Source organism: Leclercia sp. W6, assembly GCF_003336345.1.
In the GTDB taxonomy this organism is placed as follows: Bacteria; Pseudomonadota; Gammaproteobacteria; order Enterobacterales; family Enterobacteriaceae; genus Enterobacter.
Map to the genome: position 1 here is coordinate 883,392 of NZ_CP031104.1, position 21,836 is coordinate 905,227.

Consider the following 21,836-nt stretch of genomic DNA (forward strand, 5'->3'; position numbering starts at 1 on the left):
TCGCGAACTTTTTTGGTTAATATGAACTGGTAACCTATTACTCCGAAAGGGGGCAGTCTCTTTTATTGATCTCGCGCATCCTGTATGATGCGCCCTGCTAACCCTATTAACGCTGGTACTACTCCCGCTCATATGACCCTTTTAGCACTCGGTATTAACCACAAAACGGCCCCGGTTTCACTGCGAGAACGCGTCACGTTTTCGCCGGATACGCTCGACCAGGCGCTGGAAAGTCTGCTTGCCTAGCCGATGGTGCAGGGGGGCGTGGTGCTGTCGACGTGCAACCGTACTGAGCTCTATCTCAGCGTGGAAGAGCAGGACAACCTGCACGAAGCGTTGATCCGCTGGTTATGCGAATACCACAACCTGAACGAAGAAGAGCTGCGTAACAGCCTCTACTGGCATCAGGATAACGATGCGGTCAGCCATCTGATGCGCGTGGCCAGCGGCCTTGATTCGCTGGTACTCGGCGAGCCGCAGATCCTCGGGCAGGTTAAAAAAGCGTTTGCCGACTCGCAAAAAGGCCACCTTAAGGCCAGCGAGCTGGAGCGCATGTTCCAGAAATCCTTCTCTGTCGCCAAGCGAGTGCGAACCGAAACTGACATTGGCGCCAGTGCCGTTTCCGTTGCGTTTGCCGCCTGTACGCTGGCGCGACAGATCTTTGAATCCCTCTCGACGGTCTCTGTGCTGCTGGTCGGCGCAGGCGAAACCATTGAGCTGGTCGCGCGTCATCTGCGCGAGCACAAAGTGAAGAAGATGATTATCGCCAACCGCACCCGTGAACGCGCCCAGGCGCTGGCGGATGAGGTCGGCGCGGAAGTGATTGCCCTGAGCGACATCGACGCCCGTCTGAACGAGGCGGATATCATCATCAGCTCCACCGCCAGCCCGCTGCCGATTATCGGCAAAGGCATGGTAGAGCGCGCCCTTAAGTCCCGCCGCAATCAGCCGATGCTGCTGGTGGACATCGCCGTTCCGCGTGATGTCGAACCGGAAGTGGGCAAGCTGGCGAACGCCTATCTCTACAGCGTGGACGATCTGCAAAGCATCATTTCCCACAACCTCGCCCAGCGTAAAGCGGCGGCGGTGCAGGCCGAAACGATTGTCGAGCAGGAAACCAGCGAATTTATGGCCTGGCTACGCGCGCAAAGCGTCAGCGAGACGATTCGCGAATACCGCGGTCAGGCGGAACAGGTACGTAATGAACTGACTGCCAAAGCGATGGCGGCCCTGGAGCAGGGCGGCGATCCGCAGGTCATCATGCAGGAACTGGCATGGAAACTGACCAACCGTTTGATCCATGCCCCAACCAAATCACTTCAACAGGCTGCCCGTGACGGGGACGACGAACGCCTGAATATTCTGCGCGACAGCCTCGGGCTGGAATAGCGCGCCATACCCATTTTATAATTAAAAGGTGCACTTACGCCTATGAAGCCCTCTATTGTCGCCAAACTGGAAGCGCTGCACGAGCGCCATGAAGAAGTTCAGGCGCTGCTCGGCGATGCCGCGACCATTGCTGACCAGGAACGTTTCCGCGCCCTGTCGCGCGAATATGCACAATTAAGTGACGTTGCGCGCTGCTTTACCGCCTGGCAACAGGTTCAGGAAGATATTGAAACCGCGCAGATGATGCTCGACGACCCGGAAATGCGCGAGATGGCGCAGGAAGAGTTGCAGGAGGCGAAAGTCCGCTCCGAAGAGATGGAACAGCAGCTTCAGGTGCTTCTGCTGCCAAAAGATCCGGACGATGAACGCAACGCCTTTGTAGAAGTGCGCGCCGGAACCGGCGGGGATGAGGCGGCCCTGTTTGCCGGAGATCTGTTCCGTATGTACAGCCGCTATGCTGAATCCCGCCGCTGGCGCGTGGAGATCATGAGCGCCAACGAAGGCGAACATGGCGGCTATAAAGAAGTGATCGCTAAAATCAGCGGCGAGGGCGTATACGGTCGCCTGAAGTTTGAGTCCGGCGGCCATCGCGTCCAGCGCGTCCCGGCCACCGAGTCCCAGGGGCGTATCCACACCTCCGCCTGCACCGTGGCGGTCATGCCCGAGCTGCCGGAAGCTGAGCTGCCGGATATCAACCCGGCGGATCTGCGTATCGATACCTTCCGCTCCTCCGGCGCGGGCGGTCAGCACGTTAACACCACCGACTCCGCGATCCGTATTACCCACCTGCCAACCGGCATCGTGGTGGAGTGTCAGGACGAACGTTCCCAGCATAAAAACAAAGCCAAAGCGCTCTCGGTGCTGGGTGCCCGTATCCATGCCGCAGAGATGGCGAAACGCCAGCAGGCGGAAGCCTCAACCCGTCGCAACCTGCTGGGCAGCGGCGATCGCAGCGATCGCAACCGCACCTATAACTTCCCGCAGGGTCGTGTGACCGATCACCGCATCAACCTGACCCTCTATCGTCTGGATGAGACGATGGAAGGCAAACTGGATCTGCTGATCGAACCTATCGTGCAGGAGTACCAGGCCGACCAGCTGGCAGCGCTGGCAGAGCAGGATTAATGGATTTTCAGCACTGGCTACAGCAGGCGATAAGCACGCTGGCGGGGGGCGAAAGCCCCCGTCGCGATGCGGAGATCCTGCTGGAGCATGTGACGGGTAAAGCACGCACTTATCTTCTCGCCTTTGGCGAAACGCAGCTGACTGCTGACCAGCAGGCTCAGCTTGACGCGCTTCTGGCGCGGCGCAAAACCGGCGAGCCGGTGGCGCACCTGGTGGGCGAGCGTGAGTTCTGGTCGCTGCCGCTCTATGTCTCTGCGGCAACGTTAATTCCCCGTCCCGATACCGAATGCCTGGTGGAGCAAGCGCTGGCGAGATTGCCCGCCACTCCCGCGCGCATTCTGGATCTCGGCACCGGCACCGGGGCCATCGCCCTGGCGCTGGCCAGCGAGCGTCCGGACTGTCAGGTGACGGCGGTAGATCTCATGCCCGATGCGGTGGCGCTGGCTCAGCGTAACCTTGAGCGCCTGGCGTTAGAGAACGTGACGGTGCAGCAGAGCAGCTGGTTTACCGCTCTTGCTGACCAGCAGTTCGAGATGATCGTCAGTAACCCGCCCTATATCGATGAGTGCGATCCGCATCTCGGCGAAGGGGATGTGCGCTTTGAACCGCGCAGCGCGCTGGTTGCGGCGGATCACGGACTGGCAGATCTCAGCCATATTATTATCCAGTCTCGCCAACACCTGGTCAGCAATGGCTGGCTGCTGCTGGAGCATGGCTGGACGCAGGGCGAAGCGGTGCGCAATCTCTTCCTGCAGGCCGGTTTTGCCCAGGTCGAAACCTGTCGCGACTATGGCGGCAACGAGCGCCTGACCGTGGGCAAATGGCATGAATAGCTTCTCTGTACTGATCGCCCTGCACCTGACGGCAGTCGTCCTGACCGTCAGTTTTTTTGCGCTGCGTTACTGGTGGCGTTACAGCAATAACGCCCTTATCAACGCGCGCTGGGTGCGGGTTCTGCCGCACTGCATCGACACCGTGCTGTTTCTTTCCGGCGCAGGGTTGATGTGGGTGACCGGTTATCTGCCGTTTACAGATGAAGGGTCATGGCTGACTGAAAAGCTGTTTGGCGTTATCATCTACATCGTTTTGGGTTTTATTGCGCTGGGACGTCATCGTCCGCGCAGCCAGCAGGCGGGGTTTGTTGCCTTTCTGCTGGGGCTGGTGGTGCTGTACATCATCATTAAACTCGCCACCACAAGAATACCGATACTGGGGTAAGTCATGGAGTCCTTGGCCGATTTCGAATTTAACAAAGTGCCGCTGTGCGATGGAATGATTAAGGTATCAGAGATGATCCGCGATGATTTCATTTCACAATACGTCTACGATGAACTGGAGAAACTGGTGAGTCTGGCGCGTGAAGAGATTAATCAGGCGCGCCCTCAGGACTGGCAACTGGAGAAACTGATTGAGCTTTTTTATGGCGAGTGGGGCTTTTGCGATACGCGTGGCGTGTATCGGCTCTCCGACGCGCTGTGGCTCGATCAGGTACTGAAAAACCGTCAGGGCAGCGCTGTCTCCCTGGGGGCGATTTTATTATGGGTAGCGCACCGTCTTGATATTCCGCTGGTGCCGGTCATCTTCCCGACGCAGATGCTGCTGCGCGCCGAGTGGCTGGACGGCGAGATGTGGTTAATCAATCCCTTTAATGGCGACACGCTCGACGATCACACGCTGGATGTCTGGCTGAAGGGCAACATCAGCCCGATGGCGGAGCTCTACAACGAAGATCTGGACGAAGCGGATAACGCCGAGGTAGTCCGCAAGCTGCTGGATACGCTGAAGTCAGCGCTGATGGAAGAGCGGCAGATGGAGCTGGCCTTGCGTGCCAGTGAGGTGCTGCTGCAGTTTAACCCGGAAGATCCGTACGAGATCCGCGACCGCGGCCTTATCTACGTGCAGCTTGAGTGTGACCACGTTGCGCTGAATGATTTGAGTTATTTTGTTGAGCAGTGTCCGGAAGATCCGATCAGCGAAATGATCCGCGCGCAGATTAATTCCATCGCGCACAAACAGATTACACTGCATTAATCTTAATTCCGATTCACACCTGAATAAGGCGATCCTATGAAACAAAAAGTGGTTAGCATTGGCGATATCAACGTGGCGAACGACCTGCCGTTCGTGCTGTTCGGCGGCATGAACGTACTGGAATCCCGCGACCTCGCGATGCGTATCTGCGAACACTACGTGACCGTGACCCAGAAGCTGGGTATCCCGTACGTGTTCAAAGCCTCTTTTGACAAAGCCAACCGCTCCTCTATTCGCTCTTACCGCGGCCCGGGCCTGGAAGAGGGGATGAAAATTTTCCAGGAGCTGAAGCAGACCTTTGGCGTAAAAGTGATCACCGACGTCCATGAAGCAAGCCAGGCGCAGCCTGTGGCAGACGTGGTTGACGTGATCCAGCTGCCCGCGTTCCTTGCCCGTCAGACCGATCTGGTCGAAGCGATGGCGAAAACCGGCGCTGTTATCAACGTGAAAAAACCGCAGTTCGTCAGCCCAGGCCAGATGGGGAACATCGTCGATAAGTTTATCGAAGGCGGTAACGACCAGGTGATCCTGTGCGACCGTGGTTCCAACTTCGGTTATGACAACCTGGTGGTCGACATGCTGGGCTTCAGCGTGATGAAAAATGTCTCTAACCAGTCGCCGGTCATCTTCGACGTGACCCACTCCCTGCAGTGCCGCGACCCGTTTGGTGCAGCTTCCGGCGGCCGTCGTGCTCAGGTTACCGAACTGGCGCGCGCCGGTATGGCGACCGGTCTGGCGGGCCTGTTTATCGAAGCGCATCCGGATCCTGCCAACGCCAAGTGCGACGGCCCATCCGCGCTGCCACTGGATAAGCTGGAGCCGTTCCTGAAGCAGATCAAGGCGATTGACGATCTGGTCAAGAGTTTTGAAGAGCTGGATACCAGCAACTAATAAAAAAACCCGCTTCGGCGGGTTTTTTTATGGGTCTACGGATTTCGCTGTTCCAGGCCGGGTAAGGCGTAGCCGCCACCCGGCAATCAATCATGCAAATATCGTCATCAAATAGGCCGCAAACAACGCCATGTGTGCCGCACCGTTGAGCACATTGGTGCGCCCGGTGGAAAACGAAATCTGGCACAGCAGCAGCGACGCCACCATGACAATCATCTCCGGTGCCCCCAGGCTGAACTGCAGCTCGTTACCGGTGAGGAAGGCGATCAGCGTCACCACCGGCACGGTCAGGGAGATGGTCGCCAGCACCGAGCCAAAGAAGAGGTTCATCGCGCGCTGCACCTGGTTATTCAGCACGGCACGTAATGCCCCCAGCCCTTCCGGGGAGAGGATCAGCAGCGCCACCAGGAAGCCGGTAAAGGCTACCGGTGCGTTCATCGCCGTCAACAGCGTCTCCAGCGGTGCGGCATTCATCTTGGTAACCGCAATGACCGCAATCAGATGCACCACCAGCCAGACCGTATGCCACAGGCTGCTGTGCGCGGACGGCTTGCCGTGGTGCGGGTCATCGTCGTCGCTCTCATCTTCATGCTCATACACGAACAGACTCTGGTGTGTTTTGGTCTGGATCAGCAGAAACACGCCGTACATCGCCGCAGAAATCAGTGCCACAAGCAGGGCCTGACCGGTAGTGAAATTGGCCCCCGGCAACGCCATCGGGAATACCAGCACGATAATCGCCAGCGGGAAGAGGGCGATCAGGTACTGCTTAATACCAAACAGGTTCAGATATTGCGTCGCGAATTTGCGCCCGCCCAGCAGCAGCGAGAAGCCGACCAGCCCGCCGGTGACAATCATAATGATGGAGTAGAGCGTATCGCGCATCAGGGTAGGCGCCGCATCACCGGTCGCCATCAGGGCGGAAATAAGGCTCACTTCGAGAATAACGACGGAAAGACTTAAAATCAGGGAACCGTAAGGTTCGCCCAGACGGTGGGCCAGCACGTCGGCATGGCGTACAACGCTAAAAGCACTGCTCAGAATACCCACAAGGGCCAGAATATTAATCCCGATGACCACTGGCAGTGACTGCGCGCTTCCCCAGAAGAACAGCACGGCCAGGGCCAGCACCGGGAAAATGAGAGACGTCTCCTTATGACGGGTTTTCACCGTCTCGTGTGTGGTTGTCATGTATTTCTCCGTTTTGGCAGGTGCTTGTAATTATAGATAGAAAAAGAGGAGGTTAAATTAACAGATCGCCGTTAATCTCTGAGTATCTTTTACTTAATTTTACGGTACATGGGAATTATTACACGAGAGCGTCATAATAATATATTTTTGTTAAATAGAGTCTTAATAACAGTAGATTAAGAAAATGAAATCCAGGATTATCGATTCGACTGGAAGCTTGCGGCATTGTCGACCACACTTATTAAGTGAATAAAAAGAGGGGGTTGATATGCCATACAAATCGAAAACTGATTTACCGGATAACGTTAAGAACGTACTGCCTGCCCACGCGCAGGATATCTACAAAGAAGCCTTTAACAGCGCCTGGGATCAGTACAAAGACAAAGAGGACCGCCGGGGCGATGACAGTCGTGAGGAGACCGCTCATAAGGTGGCCTGGGCGGCGGTGAAGCAGGACTACGAAAAGGGAGACGATGATAAGTGGCATAAAAAGAAATAGTCATTGCTTAATTGGCTGTGCTTAATAGTTTGCACCGTCGGCTTTGACTTTTAAGGCGGTCGGCCTCGCGCTCTGTTGCACCCGGCGAGATTATTGCATATCGTCACCCTACTGCTTTCTAATTGAGCAGTAAAAGGACCCGGAAGGTTCATAAAGTGAGGGCAGGGATGCAGGCAGTGGCGGAGGTGCAATATGTTAACGCGTGATTTTCTTATGAAGGCCGACTGCAGAACGGCCTTTGGTGCGATCGAAGAGTCGCTTCTGTGGTCAGCCGAGCAGCGCGCAGCGTCGCTGGCTGCGACCCTGGCCTGCCGTCCGGACAACGGTCCGGTATGGCTCTTCGGCTATGGTTCCCTGATGTGGAACCCGGCGCTGGAGTATGTTGAATCGGCAACCGGGACGCTTCCGGGTTGGCATCGTGCCTTCTGTTTGCGCCTGACCGCCGGACGCGGCAGCGCCTGCCAGCCAGGCCGTATGCTTGCACTAAAAGAGGGCGGACGCACCACCGGCGTGGCCTACCGTCTGCCGGATGCGACCCTGGAAGAGGAGCTGGCGCTGCTGTGGAAGCGTGAGATGATCACGGGCTGCTATATGCCGAGCTGGTGTCGGCTGGAGCTGGATGATGGACGCACCGTTAACGCCCTGGTCTTTATTATGGATCCGCGCCATCCGCTGTTTGAGGCCGACACGCGCGCGCAGGTCATCGCCCCGCTGATCGCCGCCGCCAGCGGCCCGCTTGGCACCAACGCACAATATCTCTTCTCGCTCGATCAGGAGCTGACGCGTCTCGGCATGCAGGATGATTGTCTGAACGAGCTGGTGTCGCGGGTGCGGGCACTGCTGGATAACGAATCGCCGGAAAGCCAGCTGCGCCCCGGCTTTGCCTGAAAAAAAGCCCGGTGACAGTGCGCCACCGGGCGAAGAATGATCAGGCTGCGACGTAGCTGATGGAGTGCTCAAGCGACTGGCTGTGGCTGTCGATGAGCACCTCCCAGGTTCCGGTATAAGGCACCGTGAGCCAGGCGCTGTCCCTGTTCTGTACGCTTAAAATATCTGCCTGCGTTTTACGTGGCGCTTTGTTACTCATCAGATGAATATGACAACGCTCTGAGCAGCGCACCACTACCGTATCCCCGCCAAACAACTTCAGACTTGCTTTTACCAGTGCCATTTTTTTACCCCGTATCCGGAAACAACGCTCTCCTTGCGGCTAATCCTGAGCGTGATGTTGTTCACAATTCACTCATGGCATAACACCAAAGGGGAGGGGTCGGAGTGCTGATTTTGATCAAAAAATGGCATAAGCCTTAAACAAAAATGACAAAATGCCTGAAAGCACGCAGCGGACATCGCTTTACGCGGCTTTCAGGCAGCGGATTAACATTAAATGCGGAAATGACCGGCGGTTTCAGCGAGGTCGCCTGCCTGACCCTGCAGGGCGCTGGCGGCGGCAGCCGACTGCACCACCAGTTCGGCGTTCTGCTGCACCATGCTGTCCAGATTGAGCACCGCGCGGTTAATTTCCTGAATGCCTTTCATCTGCTCGCTGGTTGCCACGGTGATCTCCCGCATAATCCCCGACATGCTACCAATGCTGGTGACGATCTCATTCATGCTCTGCCCGGCAAGATGCACATAGCGCGAACCGGTCGCCACGCTGTCGGTGGTGGAGTCGATCAGGCTTTTGATCTCTTTTGCCGCCTGGGCGCTGCGGCTGGCGAGATTGCGCACTTCGCCCGCCACCACGGCAAAGCCGCGTCCTTGCTCACCGGCACGTGCCGCTTCAACCGAGGCGTTCAGCGCCAGAATGTTGGTCTGGAAAGCAATGCCGTCAATCACGCTGGTGATATCGCCAATTTTGGTTGAAGCGGCTTCGATGGACTGCATGGTGGTGATCGCCTGCGACACCACGTTGCCGCCCCGCGTCGCGGCCTCGGCAGCTTTGCCCGCCTGCTCGTTCGCCACGGCGGCAGATTCGGTGGACTGCGCCACGGAGGCGGTGATCTGCTCCACGGCGCTGGCGGTTTCACGCAGGCTGGAGGCGGCCCGCTCGGTGCGGCCAGAGAGATCCTGGTTCCCGGCGGCAATCTCCCGGGCGGCGTTCTTCACCGAGGCGCTGGCGTCGCGCAACTGCACCATCACCACCGCGAGTTTATCGCTGAAGGCGTTAAAGGCATGGGCGATCTGCGCCACTTCATCGTCACCTTTCTCCGGCAGACGCTGGGAGAGATCGTTGGTGCCGTTGGCAATGGCGTGCATCGCATCGCGAATATCCGACAGGCGCTTCAGCAGGCGGGCAATCACGAAATGCACAACCACCGCGCTGAGCAGCACCAGCACAACCAGCGACAGGGAGGAGGCTTTCAGCAGGGTGCGCATACCTGTCGTCGCATCATCGCTGTCAAGCGCGACAATCAGCTGCCACTGGGTGCCGGCAATCGGGGTTGCGGAGAAGGTTTTCGCCACGCCGTTGTACTCCCCCTCGGCGCTGTTGCCATTCTTCAGCGCAGCCAGATCGACGCCGCTGATGACCGCTTTAAAAGGCTTTAAGGTCAGCTCGGGATCGCTGGCGGCAATGACCGAACCCTCGCTGTCAACCAGCAGCCCGCTGCTGGCTGGCGTCGGATGGATGCCGCGCACGTTGGCGATCACGCTGTCCATCGCCACATCGCCCGCCAGCACCGCTTTCAGCTCGCCGTTCTCTTTCACCGGCACGGCGAAAGTGACCACCAGCTTTTTGGTGCCGGTATCCACATACGGGGCGGTGACGATGGCGCGATCCTCTCTCACCGCCTGCTGATACCACGGACGCACCGTTGGATCGTAGTCGGCAGGTACACCCTCAGGGTTGGAAAACTTCGCGGTTTTGCTGGCGTAGCCGGCATAGACGTTGATAAACCCGCCCGCCTGCGCCAGCTGTTTAAACATCGGTACCGGGTCGTCGCTCAGGACGACGTTCTGCAGGGAGTTGATCACCAGCGTCTTGCTGCTGACCCAGTCGGCAATCGCCATGCTGTGGCTGGCGCTGGTGCTGGCCAGTATCGAACGTTGGGACTGTTGATTATCCTGACGCGTGACCTGGAAATTAATCACGGTATTCAGTAAAAGCGCGGCGATCAGACATCCGACCGTCGCCGCAATAATACGAGCGCGAATTGACCTGAACATAATGAAATACCTGCTGTGTTGTTGTAAAAAGCCTATCGGCATCGGGCAGGCAAACTTGAAGCTGGAACCGCGCTCATAAGAAAAAAATATTTTTTCTGATGGATTATTAGAAAGTTAATAGTTTATCCGCGGATAGCGTCCACTGCGCCAGCTCCACCAGGGTGCCAATCTCCACCCCGTCGATCAGCGGCAGGGCGCTGATACCGCGGCCATCGGCGCAGGTTTTGCACAGCTTCACCGGCACGTTTTGCGCCGTCAGGATCTCCAGCATCTGCTGGATGTTATAGCCCTCCGCCGGTTTTTGCCCGCGCAGTCCGGCAGTGACCGCGTCGGACATTAAAAACAGGCGCAGATCCAGGTTGCTCTCCTGCTCGCGTAAGGCAATCGCCAGTCGCAGGCTGTTGAACAGCGATTCGCTGCCATAGGCCGCACCGTTAGCGACAATCACAATCTTCTGCATGTTGACTCCTGAATAATGAAAAGGCACGAAAATTGCTTCTCTCTTCGGCAGACACTGACCCGGGAGAGTAAGCATGACGATAAACACAGGCCGTCCACCCGGCGCCACGGAATGGTTCCAGCAGGCCAGGCTGCTGCGTAAACAGCAGCTGTGCAAGCTGGCACAACTGGGCACGCTGGTGAGCCGGATCAGCCATCTTGCGCACATGCTACAGTGCGAGCGGGGCGCCTCCAACATCTGGCTCTGTTCCGAAGGGGCACTCTATGCCCTGGAGTGTAAAGCCAGCCGCGCGCTGGTCGACGAGCATGTGCAGGCGCTGCACCAGGCGCTCGGCTCGCCGGTGATGGCCAGTGGCGCCCTGTGCGAGCGGGTGGCCAACGCCCTGCAAAGTCTGGAGCAGCTTCCCGCGCTGCGTGAAGCGATTACGGCTTGCGCGCTGCCCGCTACGGCGGCGATGGAGCGTTATAGCCGTATGCTGCGAAACCTGCTCAGTATTGTGCCGCAACTCAATGACAGCATTGATGACCCGCAAATCGCGGGCAGATTTGTCGCGCTCTACAGCCTGATGCAGGGCAAAGAGCTGGTGGGGCAGGAGCGGGCGCTGGGAGCGATTGGCTTTACCCAGGGCTTTTTCAGCGATGAGATGCGTCAGACGCTGGTAGACAGAATCGACGGCCAGCAAACCTGTTTCGAGGTCTTCCTCTCCCTGACCCCTCCCAGCCTGCACGATCCTTTCAATCTCAGCGTACCGGGGGCGGAGGTCGAACAGTTGCGCCGTCTGGCCTGTACCCGGCAACCCGCCGCGGATCAGGGGGTGCTGGCGCTGCACTGGTTCTCGCTGCAAACCGAACGCCTCGAACATCTGCGCACCCTGGAAGAGATGCAGATCGCCGATCTGATGCTGGCGGTGGAGGCGCTGATTAGCCAGGCTGACGACGAGCCGCGTGCAGAGCCGCAGACGGAAGAGCCGCTGGCCCTCTATCCGCAAAAACCGCTGCTGCCGCTGGTGCGCCAGCAGGCGCAGGAGATTGAGCAGCTCTCCCGCCAGCTGGCCTCGATGCGCGACACGCTGGAGGAGCGCAAGGTGATCGACAAGGCCAAAAGCGTGTTAATGACTCATCAGCAGATGAGTGAGGAGCAGGCCTGGTGCCAGCTGCGCAAGATGGCGATGGATAAAAATCAACGGATGGTGGATATCGCCCGTGCGTTGCTGACGGTCAAAGCCCTGTGGCAGCAGTAAATGCACCCCGGATGGGCAACACCTGCATGGTTGAGGTGCGTTCTCGCTGTCGGCAGGCAGAAAAGCCCCGTCATTTAAGCGTTTAAAACCTGGCATCACCCTTGCATTACTCAACATAACAATTTTAACGACGCGCCAATGGCGGTGTGTCGTTCTTGAGGATAAAGGCGTCCTGCGGTGCTTCGGCACTGCCGGGCGCTTTTTTTTTGCCATTTTTTCAGGAGTGAGCATGGTGGAATGGACAAGACGGCGTTTTTTACAGGCCAGTGCGCTGGCGGGCGGGGCGCTGATGTTGCCGGGACTGATGCAGGGCGCATGGGCCGCGGGCTCCGATAAACCGGAACTGGAAACGGTGCGCGTCGGCTTTATCCCGCTGACCGACTGCGCGCCGCTGGCGATCGCGGCCTGGAAAGGGTTTGATAAAAAGTACGGCTTCACCCTGGTGCCGAGCAAAGAGGCGAGCTGGGCGGCGGTGCGCGACAAGCTGGTGGCCGGGGAGCTGGACGCGGCGCACATTCTCTATGGCCTGCTGTACGGCCTGGAGCTGGGGATCGCCGGTAAAGCCAAACCGATGGCCAACCTGATGACCCTCAACCGGAACGGACAGGCGATCACCCTGTCGAGCGATCTGGCTCAGCAGGGCGTGCGCGACGTCGAGGGGCTGAAGAAGCTCATCGCCCGGGAGGCACCGGGCACCTACACCTTCGCCCACACCTTTCCCACCGGCACCCACGCCATGTGGCTCTACTACTGGCTGGCGAGTGCGGGTATCAATCCCTTCGACGACGTACGCACCGTGGTGGTGCCGCCACCGCAGATGGTGATGAACATGCGCATCGGCAATATGGTTGGCTTTTGTGTCGGCGAGCCGTGGAACGCCCGCGCCATTAACGATCGCATCGGCTTTACCGCCGCCACCTCCCAGTCCATCTGGCCGGAACACCCGGAAAAAGTGCTCGGCACCCGCCACGAGTGGGTAGAGCAATACCCGAACACTGCCCGGGCGCTGGTCAGCGCCCTGCTGGAGGCCCAGCGCTGGATCGACGCCTCACCGCAGAACAAAGAGGAGACCGCGCAGCTGCTGGCCCGGCGCGCCTGGCTCAACACCAAAGAGCAGTACCTCACGGGCCGGATGCTGGGCGAATACGACAGCGGAACCGGCAACCGCTGGCAGGATGCCAACCCGATCCGCTTCTTTGAGGAGGGGGCGGTGAGCTACCCGTGGCACTCCGACGGAATGTGGTTCCTGACCCAGTTCCGCCGCTGGGGACTACTGAAAACCGACCCGGATTACGCCGCTATCGCCCAGCGCATCAACCGCACCGACATCTGGCAGGAGGCCGCCACTGCCGTGGGCGGGATTCGCGCACCTTCATCGCCGCTGCGCACCAGCACCTTAATGGACGGCACCGTCTGGGACGGCACCGATCCGAAGGGTTACGCCAACCGTTTCGCCATTCACCGTACAGGGGCCTGATATGAAAAACGTCAACATTAAAGCCGCACCCGCCGTACCCGCCGAGCCGGTCAGCGGGGAAGTGATCACCCTGCCGCCGGTGCAGGTCCGCCGCCGCACTCCGGGGTTTGCCCGCCGGACCAACGATCTGCTCCAGCGCATCATTCCGGCGCTGCTTGGCCTGGGGTTACTGGTGATCGCCTGGCAGCTGGCGGCAATCAACAGCAAAGGGTTCCCGACGCCGCTCAGCACCCTGGACTCGGCCATCACGCTGTTTGCCGATCCGTTCTACCGCGATGGTCCCAATGACATGGGGGTGGGCTGGAACGTGCTGGCCTCGTTGCAGCGTGTCGCTATCGGCTTTGGCCTGGCAGCGATCGTCGGCATTCCGCTGGGCTTTATGATTGGCCGGTTTACCTTTATGTCCCGCATGTTCACCCCGCTGATTGCGCTGCTGCGTCCGGTCAGCCCGCTGGCCTGGCTGCCCATCGGCCTGCTGCTGTTCCAGAAGGCGGAACCTGCCTCCAGCTGGACCATTTTTATCTGCTCGATCTGGCCGATGGTCATCAACACCGCCGAAGGGGTGCGCCGTATTCCGGAAGATTACCTCAACGTGGCGCGAGTGCTGCAGCTCTCTGAGTGGACGGTGATGCGCCGCATTCTCTTCCCGGCCGTGCTGCCTGCGGTACTCACCGGGGTGCGGCTCTCCATCGGTATCGCCTGGCTGGTGATCGTCGCCGCCGAGATGCTCACCGGGGGCTTGGGGATCGGCTTCTGGATCTGGAACGAGTGGAACAACCTCAACGTTGAAAACATTCTCATCGCCATCGTCATTATCGGCGTGGTGGGTTTGCTGCTGGAGCAGGGGCTGATGCTCATTGCCCGCCGTTTCAGCTGGCAGGAAAAATAAGGAGCGCACATGAAACCCTTAATTCAGGTCCAGGCCGTCAGCCAGCGTTTTTCCACCGCCAGCGGCGAGTTTCTGGCGTTGCAGAACGTCTCTTTTGATATTCACGAAGGGGAGACCATCAGCCTGATCGGTCACTCCGGCTGCGGTAAATCGACGCTGCTGAACCTGATCGCCGGCATCACGTTGCCGACAGAAGGCGGGCTTCTCTGCGATAACCGCGAGATCGCCGGGCCAGGGCCGGAGCGGGCGGTGGTGTTCCAGAACCACTCCCTGCTGCCGTGGCTCACCTGCTTCGACAACGTAGCGCTGGCGGTGGATCAGGTGTTCCGCCGTAGCATGAGCAAAGCCGAGCGGCGGGAGTGGATCGAACACAACCTCGAGCGGGTGCAGATGGGGCACGCCATTCACAAGCGGCCGGGAGAGATCTCCGGCGGCATGAAGCAGCGGGTGGGGATTGCCCGCGCCCTGGCGATGAAGCCAAAAGTGCTGCTGATGGATGAGCCGTTTGGCGCGCTGGATGCCCTGACCCGCGCCCATCTGCAAGATTCGGTGATGCACATTCAGCAGGAGCTGAACACCACCATCGTGCTGATCACCCACGACGTGGACGAAGCGGTGCTGCTCTCGGATCGGGTGCTGATGATGACCAACGGCCCGGCGGCAACGGTAGGCGAGATTTTGCGTGTCGACCTGCCGCGCCCGCGCAACCGGGTGCAGCTGGCGGAGGAGAGCCGCTATCACCATATGCGCCAGCAGATCCTGCACTTCCTCTATGAAAAACAGCCGAAAGCGGCCTGAGGAGCATAACCATGCGCCTGGTCATTATTGGAAACGGACTGGCGGCAACACGGCTGGTTGAGTCTTTGACCGAGCGCGCGCCAGGCCGCTTTGAGATCACCCTCATCGGCGAGGAGCGCGTACACGCCTACAACCGCATACAGCTTTCGCCGGTGCTGGGGGGCGAGAAAGAGGCGGCGGCGACACAGCTTCATGATGAGAGCTGGTATCGGACGCGCGGCATCACCGTGGTGTGCGGCGAGCGGGTGCGGGCAGTGGATTTTAGCGCCCGAACGCTGCGTACCGACAGCCGACAGTTCGTATGGGATGAACTGGTCTTTGCCACCGGTTCCCAGCCGTTCGTGCCGCCCATCCCTGGCAGCCATCTGCCCCACGTCTTTACCTTTCGCACTCTGGAGGATGTGGCCGCCATTCTGGCGACGCCCGGCCCGGCGGTGGTGCTGGGGGGTGGCGTACTCGGCGTGGAAGCCGCCGCAGCGTTAAGACAGCGTGGTGACAACGTCACGTTAGTCCACCGCGGTCCGTGGCTGATGGAGCAGCAGCTCGATCAGCAGGCGGGTCTGCTGCTGGAGCAGGCGCTTTGCGAGCGGGGTATCGGCTGTGAACTGAACGCCGGGTTGTCGCAGATCGCCCCGGACAGCGTCACCCTCAGCGACGGGCGCACCCTGGCCGCCACCCGGGTGGTACTGGCGACGGGCGTGTTGCCCAATATCGCCCTGGCGCAGGCCAGTGGTGTGCCCTGCGGCCGGGGGATCCTGGTGGATAACCAGATGCGCACTGACATTACGGGCATCAGCGCCATCGGCGAGTGCTGTGAATTAAACGGCGAGACCTGGGGGCTGGTGGCGCCGTGCCTCGCCCAGGCGGAGATCCTCGCCGCCCGTCTCGCCGGGGAGTGCGTCGCCCCCTTTATCCCCACGCAAAACGGCATGCGCCTGAAGGTGACCGGTATTGAGCTGTTCAGCGCTGGTGAGGTTATCGCGCAGGAAAAAGATGCGGTGTGGACCAGCTGGGACCCGCTGACCCGCCACTATCGCCGTCTACTGGTTCGCAACGGTACGCTGGCAGGCGTGCTGCTGATGGGGGAGTGTCGCAGCGCGGCCACCCTCACCGATTTACTGGCAACGTCAGAAACCGCTCAGGCGGACTGGCTGTTCGATCGATTCACTACGCAGCCGCAGGTTGCAGGACAGAACGCTATGACAAAACCTACTCTGGTTGTGGTTGGGCACGGTATGGTCGGCCACCATTTTCTTGAAGACTGCGTCAATCGCGGTTTGCATCAGCAGTATCAGATTGTGGTCTTCGGCGAAGAGCGCTATGCCGCCTACGATCGCGTCCATCTGTCGGAATATTTTGCCGGACGCAGCGCCGACTCGCTGTCGATGGTGGCCGGAGATTTCTTTGCCGATCACGGCATTGAGCTGCGACTCTCCCAGCCGGTGGTCGCCATCGATCGCGACGCCCGGGTGATTCGCACGGGAGCAGGGCACGAAACCCACTGGGACAAGCTGGTGCTGGCGACCGGTTCGTATCCGTTTGTGCCGCCGGTACCGGGCCGGGATCTGCCGGGCTGTTTTGTCTACCGTACTCTCGACGACCTGGATAACATCGCCGCCCATGCAAAAAATTCGCGCACCGGGGTGGTGATTGGCGGCGGCCTGCTGGGGCTGGAGGCGGCCAACGCCCTGAAACAGCTTGGGCTGGATACGCACGTGGTGGAGTTTGCCCCGAACCTGATGGCGGTGCAGCTCGATAACGACGGCGCCGCGATGCTGCGCCGTAAAATTGAAGCCCTCGGTGTGGGGGTGCATACCAGTAAGGCCACCACCGAGATTGCAGAAACCGACAGCGGGATGGTGCTGCGCTTCGCCGACGGCAGCGAGCTGGCGACCGACATGGTGGTCTTCTCCGCCGGGATCCGCCCGCAGGATGCGCTGGCCCGGAGCTGCGGCCTGGTGCTGGGCGAGCGCGGGGGGATTGCCATCGACAACCAGTGCCGCACCTCCGACAAGGACATCTTCGCTATCGGAGAGTGCGCCCTCTGGGAAGGCAAAATCTACGGTCTGGTGGCCCCGGGCTATCAGATGGCGCGGGTGGCGAGCGCCGCGCTGGCCGGGGAGGCGAACGCCTTCACTGGCGCCGACATGAGTACCAAACTCAAGCTGCTGGGCGTGGACGTGGCCTCGTTTGGCGATGCTCACGCGCGCACGCCGGGGGCGCAGAGCTACCAGTGGACCCACGGCCCGCAGCAGATCTACAAGAAGATCGTGGTCAGTGCCGACAATAAAACCCTGCTCGGCGGGGTGCTGGTGGGGGATGCCAGCGAATACGCGACCCTGGTGCAGATGATGCTCAACGACATTCGCCTGCCTAAGGATCCTGAAACCCTGATCCTGCCTGCGGTGGCGGGCAGCGCCCCGAAAGCGCTGGGCGTGGCGGCTCTGCCGGAAAGCGCGCAGATCTGCTCCTGCCACAACGTCAGCAAAGGCGATATCTGCCAGGCGGTCAGCAACGGCGCCACCGACATTGGGGCGGTAAAACAGTGCACCAAAGCGGCCACCGGCTGCGGTGGATGCAGCGCCCTGGTGAAACAGGTGATGGAGTTCCAGCTGGCGGCCCAGGGCGTGGAGGTGAAAAAGGACATCTGCGAGCATTTCGCGTACTCGCGGCAGGAGATCTACCACCTGGTACGCGTCAACCGCATCCACACCTTTGAACAGCTCATCAGCCGCTACGGCCAGGGGCATGGGTGTGAGATCTGTAAGCCGCTGGTGGGATCGGTGCTGGCCTCATGCTGGAACGAATACCTGCTGAAACCGGCCCACCTGCCGCTGCAGGACACCAACGACCGCTACTTTGCCAATATCCAGAAAGATGGCACCTACTCCATTGTGCCGCGCATGGCCGCTGGCGAAGTGACCGCCGACGGGCTGATCGCCATCGGGCAGATCGCCAAACGCTACCAGCTCTACAGCAAAATCACCGGCGGACAGCGTATCGACCTGTTTGGTGCCCGGCTGGAACAGCTCCCGGAGATCTGGCAGCAGCTGATCGACGCCGGGTTTGAAACCGGGCACGCCTACGGCAAATCCCTGCGCACGGTGAAATCCTGCGTCGGATCTACCTGGTGCCGCTACGGGGTGCAGGACTCGACCGGGCTGGCGGTGACGCTGGAGAACCGTTACAAGGGGCTGCGCGCCCCGCACAAGATCAAGATGGCCGTTTCCGGCTGCACCCGTGAGTGTGCCGAAGCCCAGAGCAAGGATGTGGGGGTGATCGCCACCGACAAGGGGTGGAACCTCTATCTGTGCGGCAACGGCGGCATGAAGCCGCGCCACGCGGATCTGTTCGCCAGCGATCTCGACGACGCCACGCTCCTGCGCTACGTCGACCGCTTCCTGATGTTCTATATCCGCACCGCCGATCGCCTGCAGCGCACCAGCACCTGGCGGGATAACCTCGAGGGCGGGCTGGAATACCTGCGCGAGGTGATCATCGACGACAGCCTCGGCATTGCCGCCGAGCTGGAGCAGGAGATGCAGCGGGTGGTGGATACCTATCAGTGCGAATGGCAGACCACTTTGCAGGACCCGGGCCGTCTGGCGCAGTTCCGTACCCTCGACGCCGCGCCAGTATCCACAAAACGCTGGCAGGATATCTGTACCCTGGACGAGATCCCAGAACAGGCGGGCATTGGCGCCCGTCTGGGTACGCAGCCCATTGCGCTGTTCCGCTTTGGCAAGGCGATTTATGCCCTTGAGGATCGCGAGCCGGGCGGCAGCGCCAGCGTACTGTCGCGCGGCATTCTCGGGGATGCCGGAGGCGAGCCGGTGGTGATTTCCCCGCTGTATAAAACGCGGATCCGCCTGCGCGACGGGCGCCATGTTGAAACCGGGGAAGTGGCGGTGCGCGCCTGGCCAGTCAGAGTCGATGGCGACCGGGTGCAGGTGGGCAGTGAAGAGCTGGTGATGCGCGCGGAGGCCTCATGACGGAAACCCAAACGACCTGTCCATACTGCGGCGTAGGCTGCGGCGTGATCGCCCGCGTCGAAAACGGCGAGGTGAGCGTGCGCGGTGACGACAGCCATCCGGCCAACTTCGGTAGGCTGTGCGTCAAAGGCTCGGCGTTGGGGGAGACCACCGGTTTAGTGGGCCGCCTGCTGCACCCGGAGGTGGACAACCAGCCGGTGAGCTGGGAGCAGGCGCTGGATATCGCGGGTGCGCGGCTGGGGGAGATTATTGAAAAACATGGGCCGCAGGCGGTAGCCTTTTATGCCTCCGGTCAGCTGCTGACCGAGGATTACTACGCTGCCAACAAGCTGATGAAGGGCTTTATCGGCGCGGCCAATATCGATACCAACTCCCGGCTCTGCATGTCCTCGGCGGTGGTGGGCTACAAGCGCGCCTTTGGCGAAGACATTGTCCCGTGCAGCTACGAAGACATCGAGCAGACCGATCTGGTGGTGCTGGTGGGCTCGAACGCCGCCTGGACGCACCCAGTGCTCTATCAACGCCTGGCGCAGGCGAAGATTGATAATCCGGCGCTGAAGGTGGTGGTGATCGACCCGCGACGTACCGCGACCTGCGACATTGCCGATCTGCATCTGGCCCTGACGCCGGGCAGCGACGCCGGGCTGTTCGTGGGGCTGCTCAACGCGGTCGACCCCGGCCAGGCCAGCGACTGGCCACCTGAGCGGGTGGCCGAATTTTGCGGCCTGCCGCCCGACGAGGTCGCCACCTTTTACACCTGGTTTAATGCGGCTCCGCGCGCAGTGACGCTCTATACCATGGGGATCAACCAGTCCACCAGCGGCAGCGACAAGTGCAATGCCATTATCAACGTCCATCTGGCGAGCGGAAAAATTGGGCGTGAAGGCTGCGGACCCTTTTCGCTGACCGGTCAGCCCAATGCGATGGGCGGGCGCGAGGTGGGCGGGCTGGCGAATCAGCTGGCGGCGCACATGAATTTCACGCCGGACGATTTGAGCCGCGTGGCGCGCTTCTGGGGTACGGAGCGGCTGGCGCAGACGCCGGGGCTGATGGCGGTGGAGCTGTTTGAGGCCATTGCCCGCGGCGAGGTGAAGGCGGTGTGGATCATGGGTACTAACCCGGCGGTGTCGCTTCCGGACAGCCATGCGGTCTGCCAGGCGCTGGCGGCCTGCCCGCTGGTGATGGTCTCCGAGGTGATGCGCGACACCGACACCAGCCGCTTCGCCCACATTCGTTTTCCGGCGCTCGGCTGGGGAGAGAAAGAGGGGACGGTGACCAACTCCGAACGGCGCATCTCTCGCCAGCGCGCCTTTCTGCCCGCGCCCGGCGAGGCGAAGCCCGACTGGTGGATCATCGCCCGTATTGCTGAGAAACTGGGCCATGGCGCGGCCTTCGCCTGGGATCATCCTCACGCCATCTTTGCCGAACACGCCGCGCTGACGGCCTTTGAAAACGACGGCGAACGGATGCTCAATCTCGCGGCGCTGGCACCGCTGACCCGCGAAGAGTGGGATGGGCTGACGCCCTGGCAGTGGCCGATCAACCGGGAAGCACTCACTCGTGCGCAGCAGGTGCCGGTCAACCCGCAGCCGCACGGCGCTACGCCGAATCTGCTCTATCCCTTTACCCTCAACAGCGGACGCGTGCGCGATCAGTGGCACACCATGACCCGCACCGGCTACGTGCCTCGCCTGATGCAGCACCGCGATGAACCGACGGTAGAGATCTCGCCGCAGGATGCCGCCCGGCTGGGATTGCGCGACGGACAACTGGCGCGCATCAGCGCCCCGCGCGGGTTGATGGTGGCCCGGGCGCGGATCAATGACGGGCAGCGCCCCGGGGAGCTGTTTGTCCCGATGCACTGGAACAGCTGTTTTTCGCGCCAGGGCAAAGTCAATGCGCTGGTGGAGGGGCGCTGCGATCCCCACTCCGGTCAGCCGGAGAGCAAGCAAACCGCGGTGCGGCTGATGCCGTGGCAGCCCGCCTGGCAGGGGGAGCTTTACAGCCGGGAGGAACTGACCCTGCCGACGTACGTCCACTGGTGGCGCAAGGCGGCAAAGGGGGTGTCGCGCCTGACCCTGGCGGGGGACAAGCCGCTGCTGGAGTGGGTGATGGCACACTGCACCGGGCAGGGCTGGCAGCTGCAAATCGCGCAGACGGGCGAGCGCAGCAGCCTCCTGGCCTGGCATGACGGGGCATTGATGCTGGGATTCTGGCAAGGCACCGGCGTACCGGCGTTGGCGCACAGCGTTATCGAGGCGGCGTTTTGCACCGCGCCGGTAGTGCTGGCCGAACGTCACGCCCTGCTGAACGGGCAGCACCCCGGCGAGCGTGTTGAGCCCGGGCGCATCATCTGTAGCTGTTTCAGCATTGGAGAAAACGCGATCCGCGAGGCCATCGCGGGAGGTTGCGAATCGGCGGCAGCGCTGGGGGTAAAACTTCGCTGCGGCACCAACTGCGGCTCCTGTGTGCCGGAGCTGAAGGCACTGCTTTCTGTGAGGGTGTAAACGCCTGATGGCGCTTCGCTTATCAGGCCTACGGCTTCTGTGCGGGGGTAAACGGCTTATCAGGCCTACAGAAAACGTAGGTCGGGTAAGCGTTAGCGCCACCCGGCAATCTTCAGGATATTCCTGAAATTTACCTTAGGGCTGAAATTTTTTCTCAGGCACGCTAAGGTGTTAACTCC

Annotated in this window: 17 protein-coding genes and 1 pseudogene; 14 read left to right on the forward strand and 4 right to left on the reverse strand. The window is 60.5% G+C overall.

Translation table 11 applies throughout. The features are described from left to right. Window positions 1-132: 132 nt before the first annotated feature. The 6 genes and pseudogenes from hemA (at window position 133) to kdsA (ending at window position 5,436) form a co-directional block, all read left to right on the forward strand. Window positions 133-1,389 (forward strand): annotated as a pseudogene (gene hemA, locus DVA43_RS04400) (glutamyl-tRNA reductase). 42 nt (window positions 1,390-1,431) lie between these two features. Beyond that, window positions 1,432-2,514, forward strand: a complete 1,083-nt coding sequence (prfA, locus tag DVA43_RS04405) for a peptide chain release factor 1 (RefSeq protein ID WP_103822290.1) — start codon at window positions 1,432-1,434, stop codon at window positions 2,512-2,514. Beyond that, the gene (prmC, locus tag DVA43_RS04410) at window positions 2,514-3,347 is read left to right on the forward strand and encodes a peptide chain release factor N(5)-glutamine methyltransferase (protein WP_114314701.1); all 834 of its coding nucleotides are present in this window, start codon (window positions 2,514-2,516) and stop codon (window positions 3,345-3,347) included. Before prfA ends, prmC begins: the two co-directional genes overlap by 1 nt. After that, a complete protein-coding gene (gene sirB2 / locus DVA43_RS04415; RefSeq protein WP_103822288.1) occupies window positions 3,340-3,732 on the forward strand; it encodes an invasion regulator SirB2 in 393 nt (130 codons plus the stop codon). The genes prmC and sirB2 overlap by 8 nt, the downstream gene beginning before the upstream one ends. Window positions 3,733-3,735: 3 nt before the next feature. Beyond that, window positions 3,736-4,545: an invasion regulator SirB1 gene (gene sirB1 / locus DVA43_RS04420; RefSeq protein WP_103179948.1), complete on the forward strand. Its 810-nt coding sequence runs from the start codon at window positions 3,736-3,738 to the stop codon at window positions 4,543-4,545. A 36-nt stretch (window positions 4,546-4,581) separates the two neighbouring features. Beyond that, the gene (gene kdsA, locus DVA43_RS04425; RefSeq protein WP_114314702.1) at window positions 4,582-5,436 is read left to right on the forward strand and encodes a 3-deoxy-8-phosphooctulonate synthase; all 855 of its coding nucleotides are present in this window, start codon (window positions 4,582-4,584) and stop codon (window positions 5,434-5,436) included. 90 nt (window positions 5,437-5,526) lie between these two features. Here the strand turns inward: kdsA and chaA are convergent, their stop codons facing one another. After that, complete coding sequence (gene chaA / locus DVA43_RS04430; RefSeq protein WP_114314703.1) at window positions 5,527-6,627, reverse strand: sodium-potassium/proton antiporter ChaA; 1,101 nt, start codon at window positions 6,625-6,627, stop codon at window positions 5,527-5,529. 268 nt (window positions 6,628-6,895) lie between these two features. Here chaA and chaB point away from each other — a divergent pair, with 268 nt between their 5' ends. Then, on the forward strand, window positions 6,896-7,126 hold the full coding sequence (chaB, locus tag DVA43_RS04435; RefSeq protein WP_103179945.1) for a putative cation transport regulator ChaB: 231 nt from the start codon (window positions 6,896-6,898) through the stop codon (window positions 7,124-7,126). Between the two features lie 192 nt (window positions 7,127-7,318). Next, window positions 7,319-8,014, forward strand: a complete 696-nt coding sequence (locus tag DVA43_RS04440; RefSeq protein WP_103179944.1) for a gamma-glutamylcyclotransferase — start codon at window positions 7,319-7,321, stop codon at window positions 8,012-8,014. A 40-nt stretch (window positions 8,015-8,054) separates the two neighbouring features. On the opposite strand, the gene DVA43_RS04445 is transcribed toward DVA43_RS04440, so the two are convergent. The 3 genes from DVA43_RS04445 to ychN form a co-directional block, all read right to left on the reverse strand. After that, a complete protein-coding gene (locus tag DVA43_RS04445; RefSeq protein WP_103822284.1) occupies window positions 8,055-8,297 on the reverse strand; it encodes a DUF1883 domain-containing protein in 243 nt (80 codons plus the stop codon). A 212-nt stretch (window positions 8,298-8,509) separates the two neighbouring features. After that, window positions 8,510-10,294: a methyl-accepting chemotaxis protein gene (locus DVA43_RS04450; RefSeq protein WP_114314704.1), complete on the reverse strand. Its 1,785-nt coding sequence runs from the start codon at window positions 10,292-10,294 to the stop codon at window positions 8,510-8,512. 106 nt (window positions 10,295-10,400) lie between these two features. Continuing rightward, on the reverse strand, window positions 10,401-10,754 hold the full coding sequence (gene ychN, locus DVA43_RS04455; protein WP_114314705.1) for a DsrE/F sulfur relay family protein YchN: 354 nt from the start codon (window positions 10,752-10,754) through the stop codon (window positions 10,401-10,403). A gap of 73 nt (window positions 10,755-10,827) precedes the next feature. Between ychN and nasR the strand changes: the two genes are divergently transcribed. The 6 genes from nasR (at window position 10,828) to DVA43_RS04490 (ending at window position 21,657) form a co-directional block, all read left to right on the forward strand. Further along, a complete protein-coding gene (gene nasR / locus DVA43_RS04460) occupies window positions 10,828-11,994 on the forward strand; it encodes a nitrate regulatory protein NasR (protein WP_114314706.1) in 1,167 nt (388 codons plus the stop codon). Window positions 11,995-12,223: 229 nt separating this feature from the next. Further along, window positions 12,224-13,471 (forward strand): CmpA/NrtA family ABC transporter substrate-binding protein, encoded by a 1,248-nt coding sequence (locus tag DVA43_RS04470; RefSeq protein WP_114314707.1) that lies wholly within the window; start codon window positions 12,224-12,226, stop codon window positions 13,469-13,471. A 1-nt stretch (window position 13,472) separates the two neighbouring features. Further along, window positions 13,473-14,360: a nitrate ABC transporter permease gene (ntrB, locus tag DVA43_RS04475; RefSeq protein WP_103822279.1), complete on the forward strand. Its 888-nt coding sequence runs from the start codon at window positions 13,473-13,475 to the stop codon at window positions 14,358-14,360. A gap of 9 nt (window positions 14,361-14,369) precedes the next feature. Then, on the forward strand, window positions 14,370-15,158 hold the full coding sequence (locus tag DVA43_RS04480) for an ABC transporter ATP-binding protein (RefSeq protein WP_103179937.1): 789 nt from the start codon (window positions 14,370-14,372) through the stop codon (window positions 15,156-15,158). An 11-nt stretch (window positions 15,159-15,169) separates the two neighbouring features. Continuing rightward, window positions 15,170-19,150 (forward strand): nitrite reductase large subunit NirB, encoded by a 3,981-nt coding sequence (gene nirB / locus DVA43_RS04485; RefSeq protein ID WP_114314708.1) that lies wholly within the window; start codon window positions 15,170-15,172, stop codon window positions 19,148-19,150. Further along, on the forward strand, window positions 19,147-21,657 hold the full coding sequence (locus tag DVA43_RS04490) for a nitrate reductase (protein ID WP_114314709.1): 2,511 nt from the start codon (window positions 19,147-19,149) through the stop codon (window positions 21,655-21,657). The genes nirB and DVA43_RS04490 overlap by 4 nt, the downstream gene beginning before the upstream one ends. Window positions 21,658-21,836 lie beyond the last annotated feature (179 nt).

Excerpts from the sequence above, each read along its gene's own strand:
- chaB (WP_103179945.1), top strand. The coding sequence starts at position 6,896 with ATGCCATACAAATCGAAAACTGATTTACCGGATAACGTTAAGAACGTA.
- DVA43_RS04470 (WP_114314707.1), top strand. The coding sequence starts at position 12,224 with ATGGTGGAATGGACAAGACGGCGTTTTTTACAGGCCAGTGCGCTGGCG.
- chaA (WP_114314703.1), bottom strand. The coding sequence starts at position 6,627 with ATGACAACCACACACGAGACGGTGAAAACCCGTCATAAGGAGACGTCT.
- nirB (WP_114314708.1), top strand. The coding sequence starts at position 15,170 with ATGCGCCTGGTCATTATTGGAAACGGACTGGCGGCAACACGGCTGGTT.
- sirB1 (WP_103179948.1), top strand. The coding sequence starts at position 3,736 with ATGGAGTCCTTGGCCGATTTCGAATTTAACAAAGTGCCGCTGTGCGAT.
- sirB2 (WP_103822288.1), top strand. The coding sequence starts at position 3,340 with ATGAATAGCTTCTCTGTACTGATCGCCCTGCACCTGACGGCAGTCGTC.
- ntrB (WP_103822279.1), top strand. The coding sequence starts at position 13,473 with ATGAAAAACGTCAACATTAAAGCCGCACCCGCCGTACCCGCCGAGCCG.
- ychN (WP_114314705.1), bottom strand. The coding sequence starts at position 10,754 with ATGCAGAAGATTGTGATTGTCGCTAACGGTGCGGCCTATGGCAGCGAA.
- nasR (WP_114314706.1), top strand. The coding sequence starts at position 10,828 with ATGACGATAAACACAGGCCGTCCACCCGGCGCCACGGAATGGTTCCAG.
- kdsA (WP_114314702.1), top strand. The coding sequence starts at position 4,582 with ATGAAACAAAAAGTGGTTAGCATTGGCGATATCAACGTGGCGAACGAC.
- DVA43_RS04440 (WP_103179944.1), top strand. The coding sequence starts at position 7,319 with ATGTTAACGCGTGATTTTCTTATGAAGGCCGACTGCAGAACGGCCTTT.
- prmC (WP_114314701.1), top strand. The coding sequence starts at position 2,514 with ATGGATTTTCAGCACTGGCTACAGCAGGCGATAAGCACGCTGGCGGGG.
- prfA (WP_103822290.1), top strand. The coding sequence starts at position 1,432 with ATGAAGCCCTCTATTGTCGCCAAACTGGAAGCGCTGCACGAGCGCCAT.
- DVA43_RS04490 (WP_114314709.1), top strand. The coding sequence starts at position 19,147 with ATGACGGAAACCCAAACGACCTGTCCATACTGCGGCGTAGGCTGCGGC.
- DVA43_RS04445 (WP_103822284.1), bottom strand. The coding sequence starts at position 8,297 with ATGGCACTGGTAAAAGCAAGTCTGAAGTTGTTTGGCGGGGATACGGTA.
- DVA43_RS04480 (WP_103179937.1), top strand. The coding sequence starts at position 14,370 with ATGAAACCCTTAATTCAGGTCCAGGCCGTCAGCCAGCGTTTTTCCACC.
- DVA43_RS04450 (WP_114314704.1), bottom strand. The coding sequence starts at position 10,294 with ATGTTCAGGTCAATTCGCGCTCGTATTATTGCGGCGACGGTCGGATGT.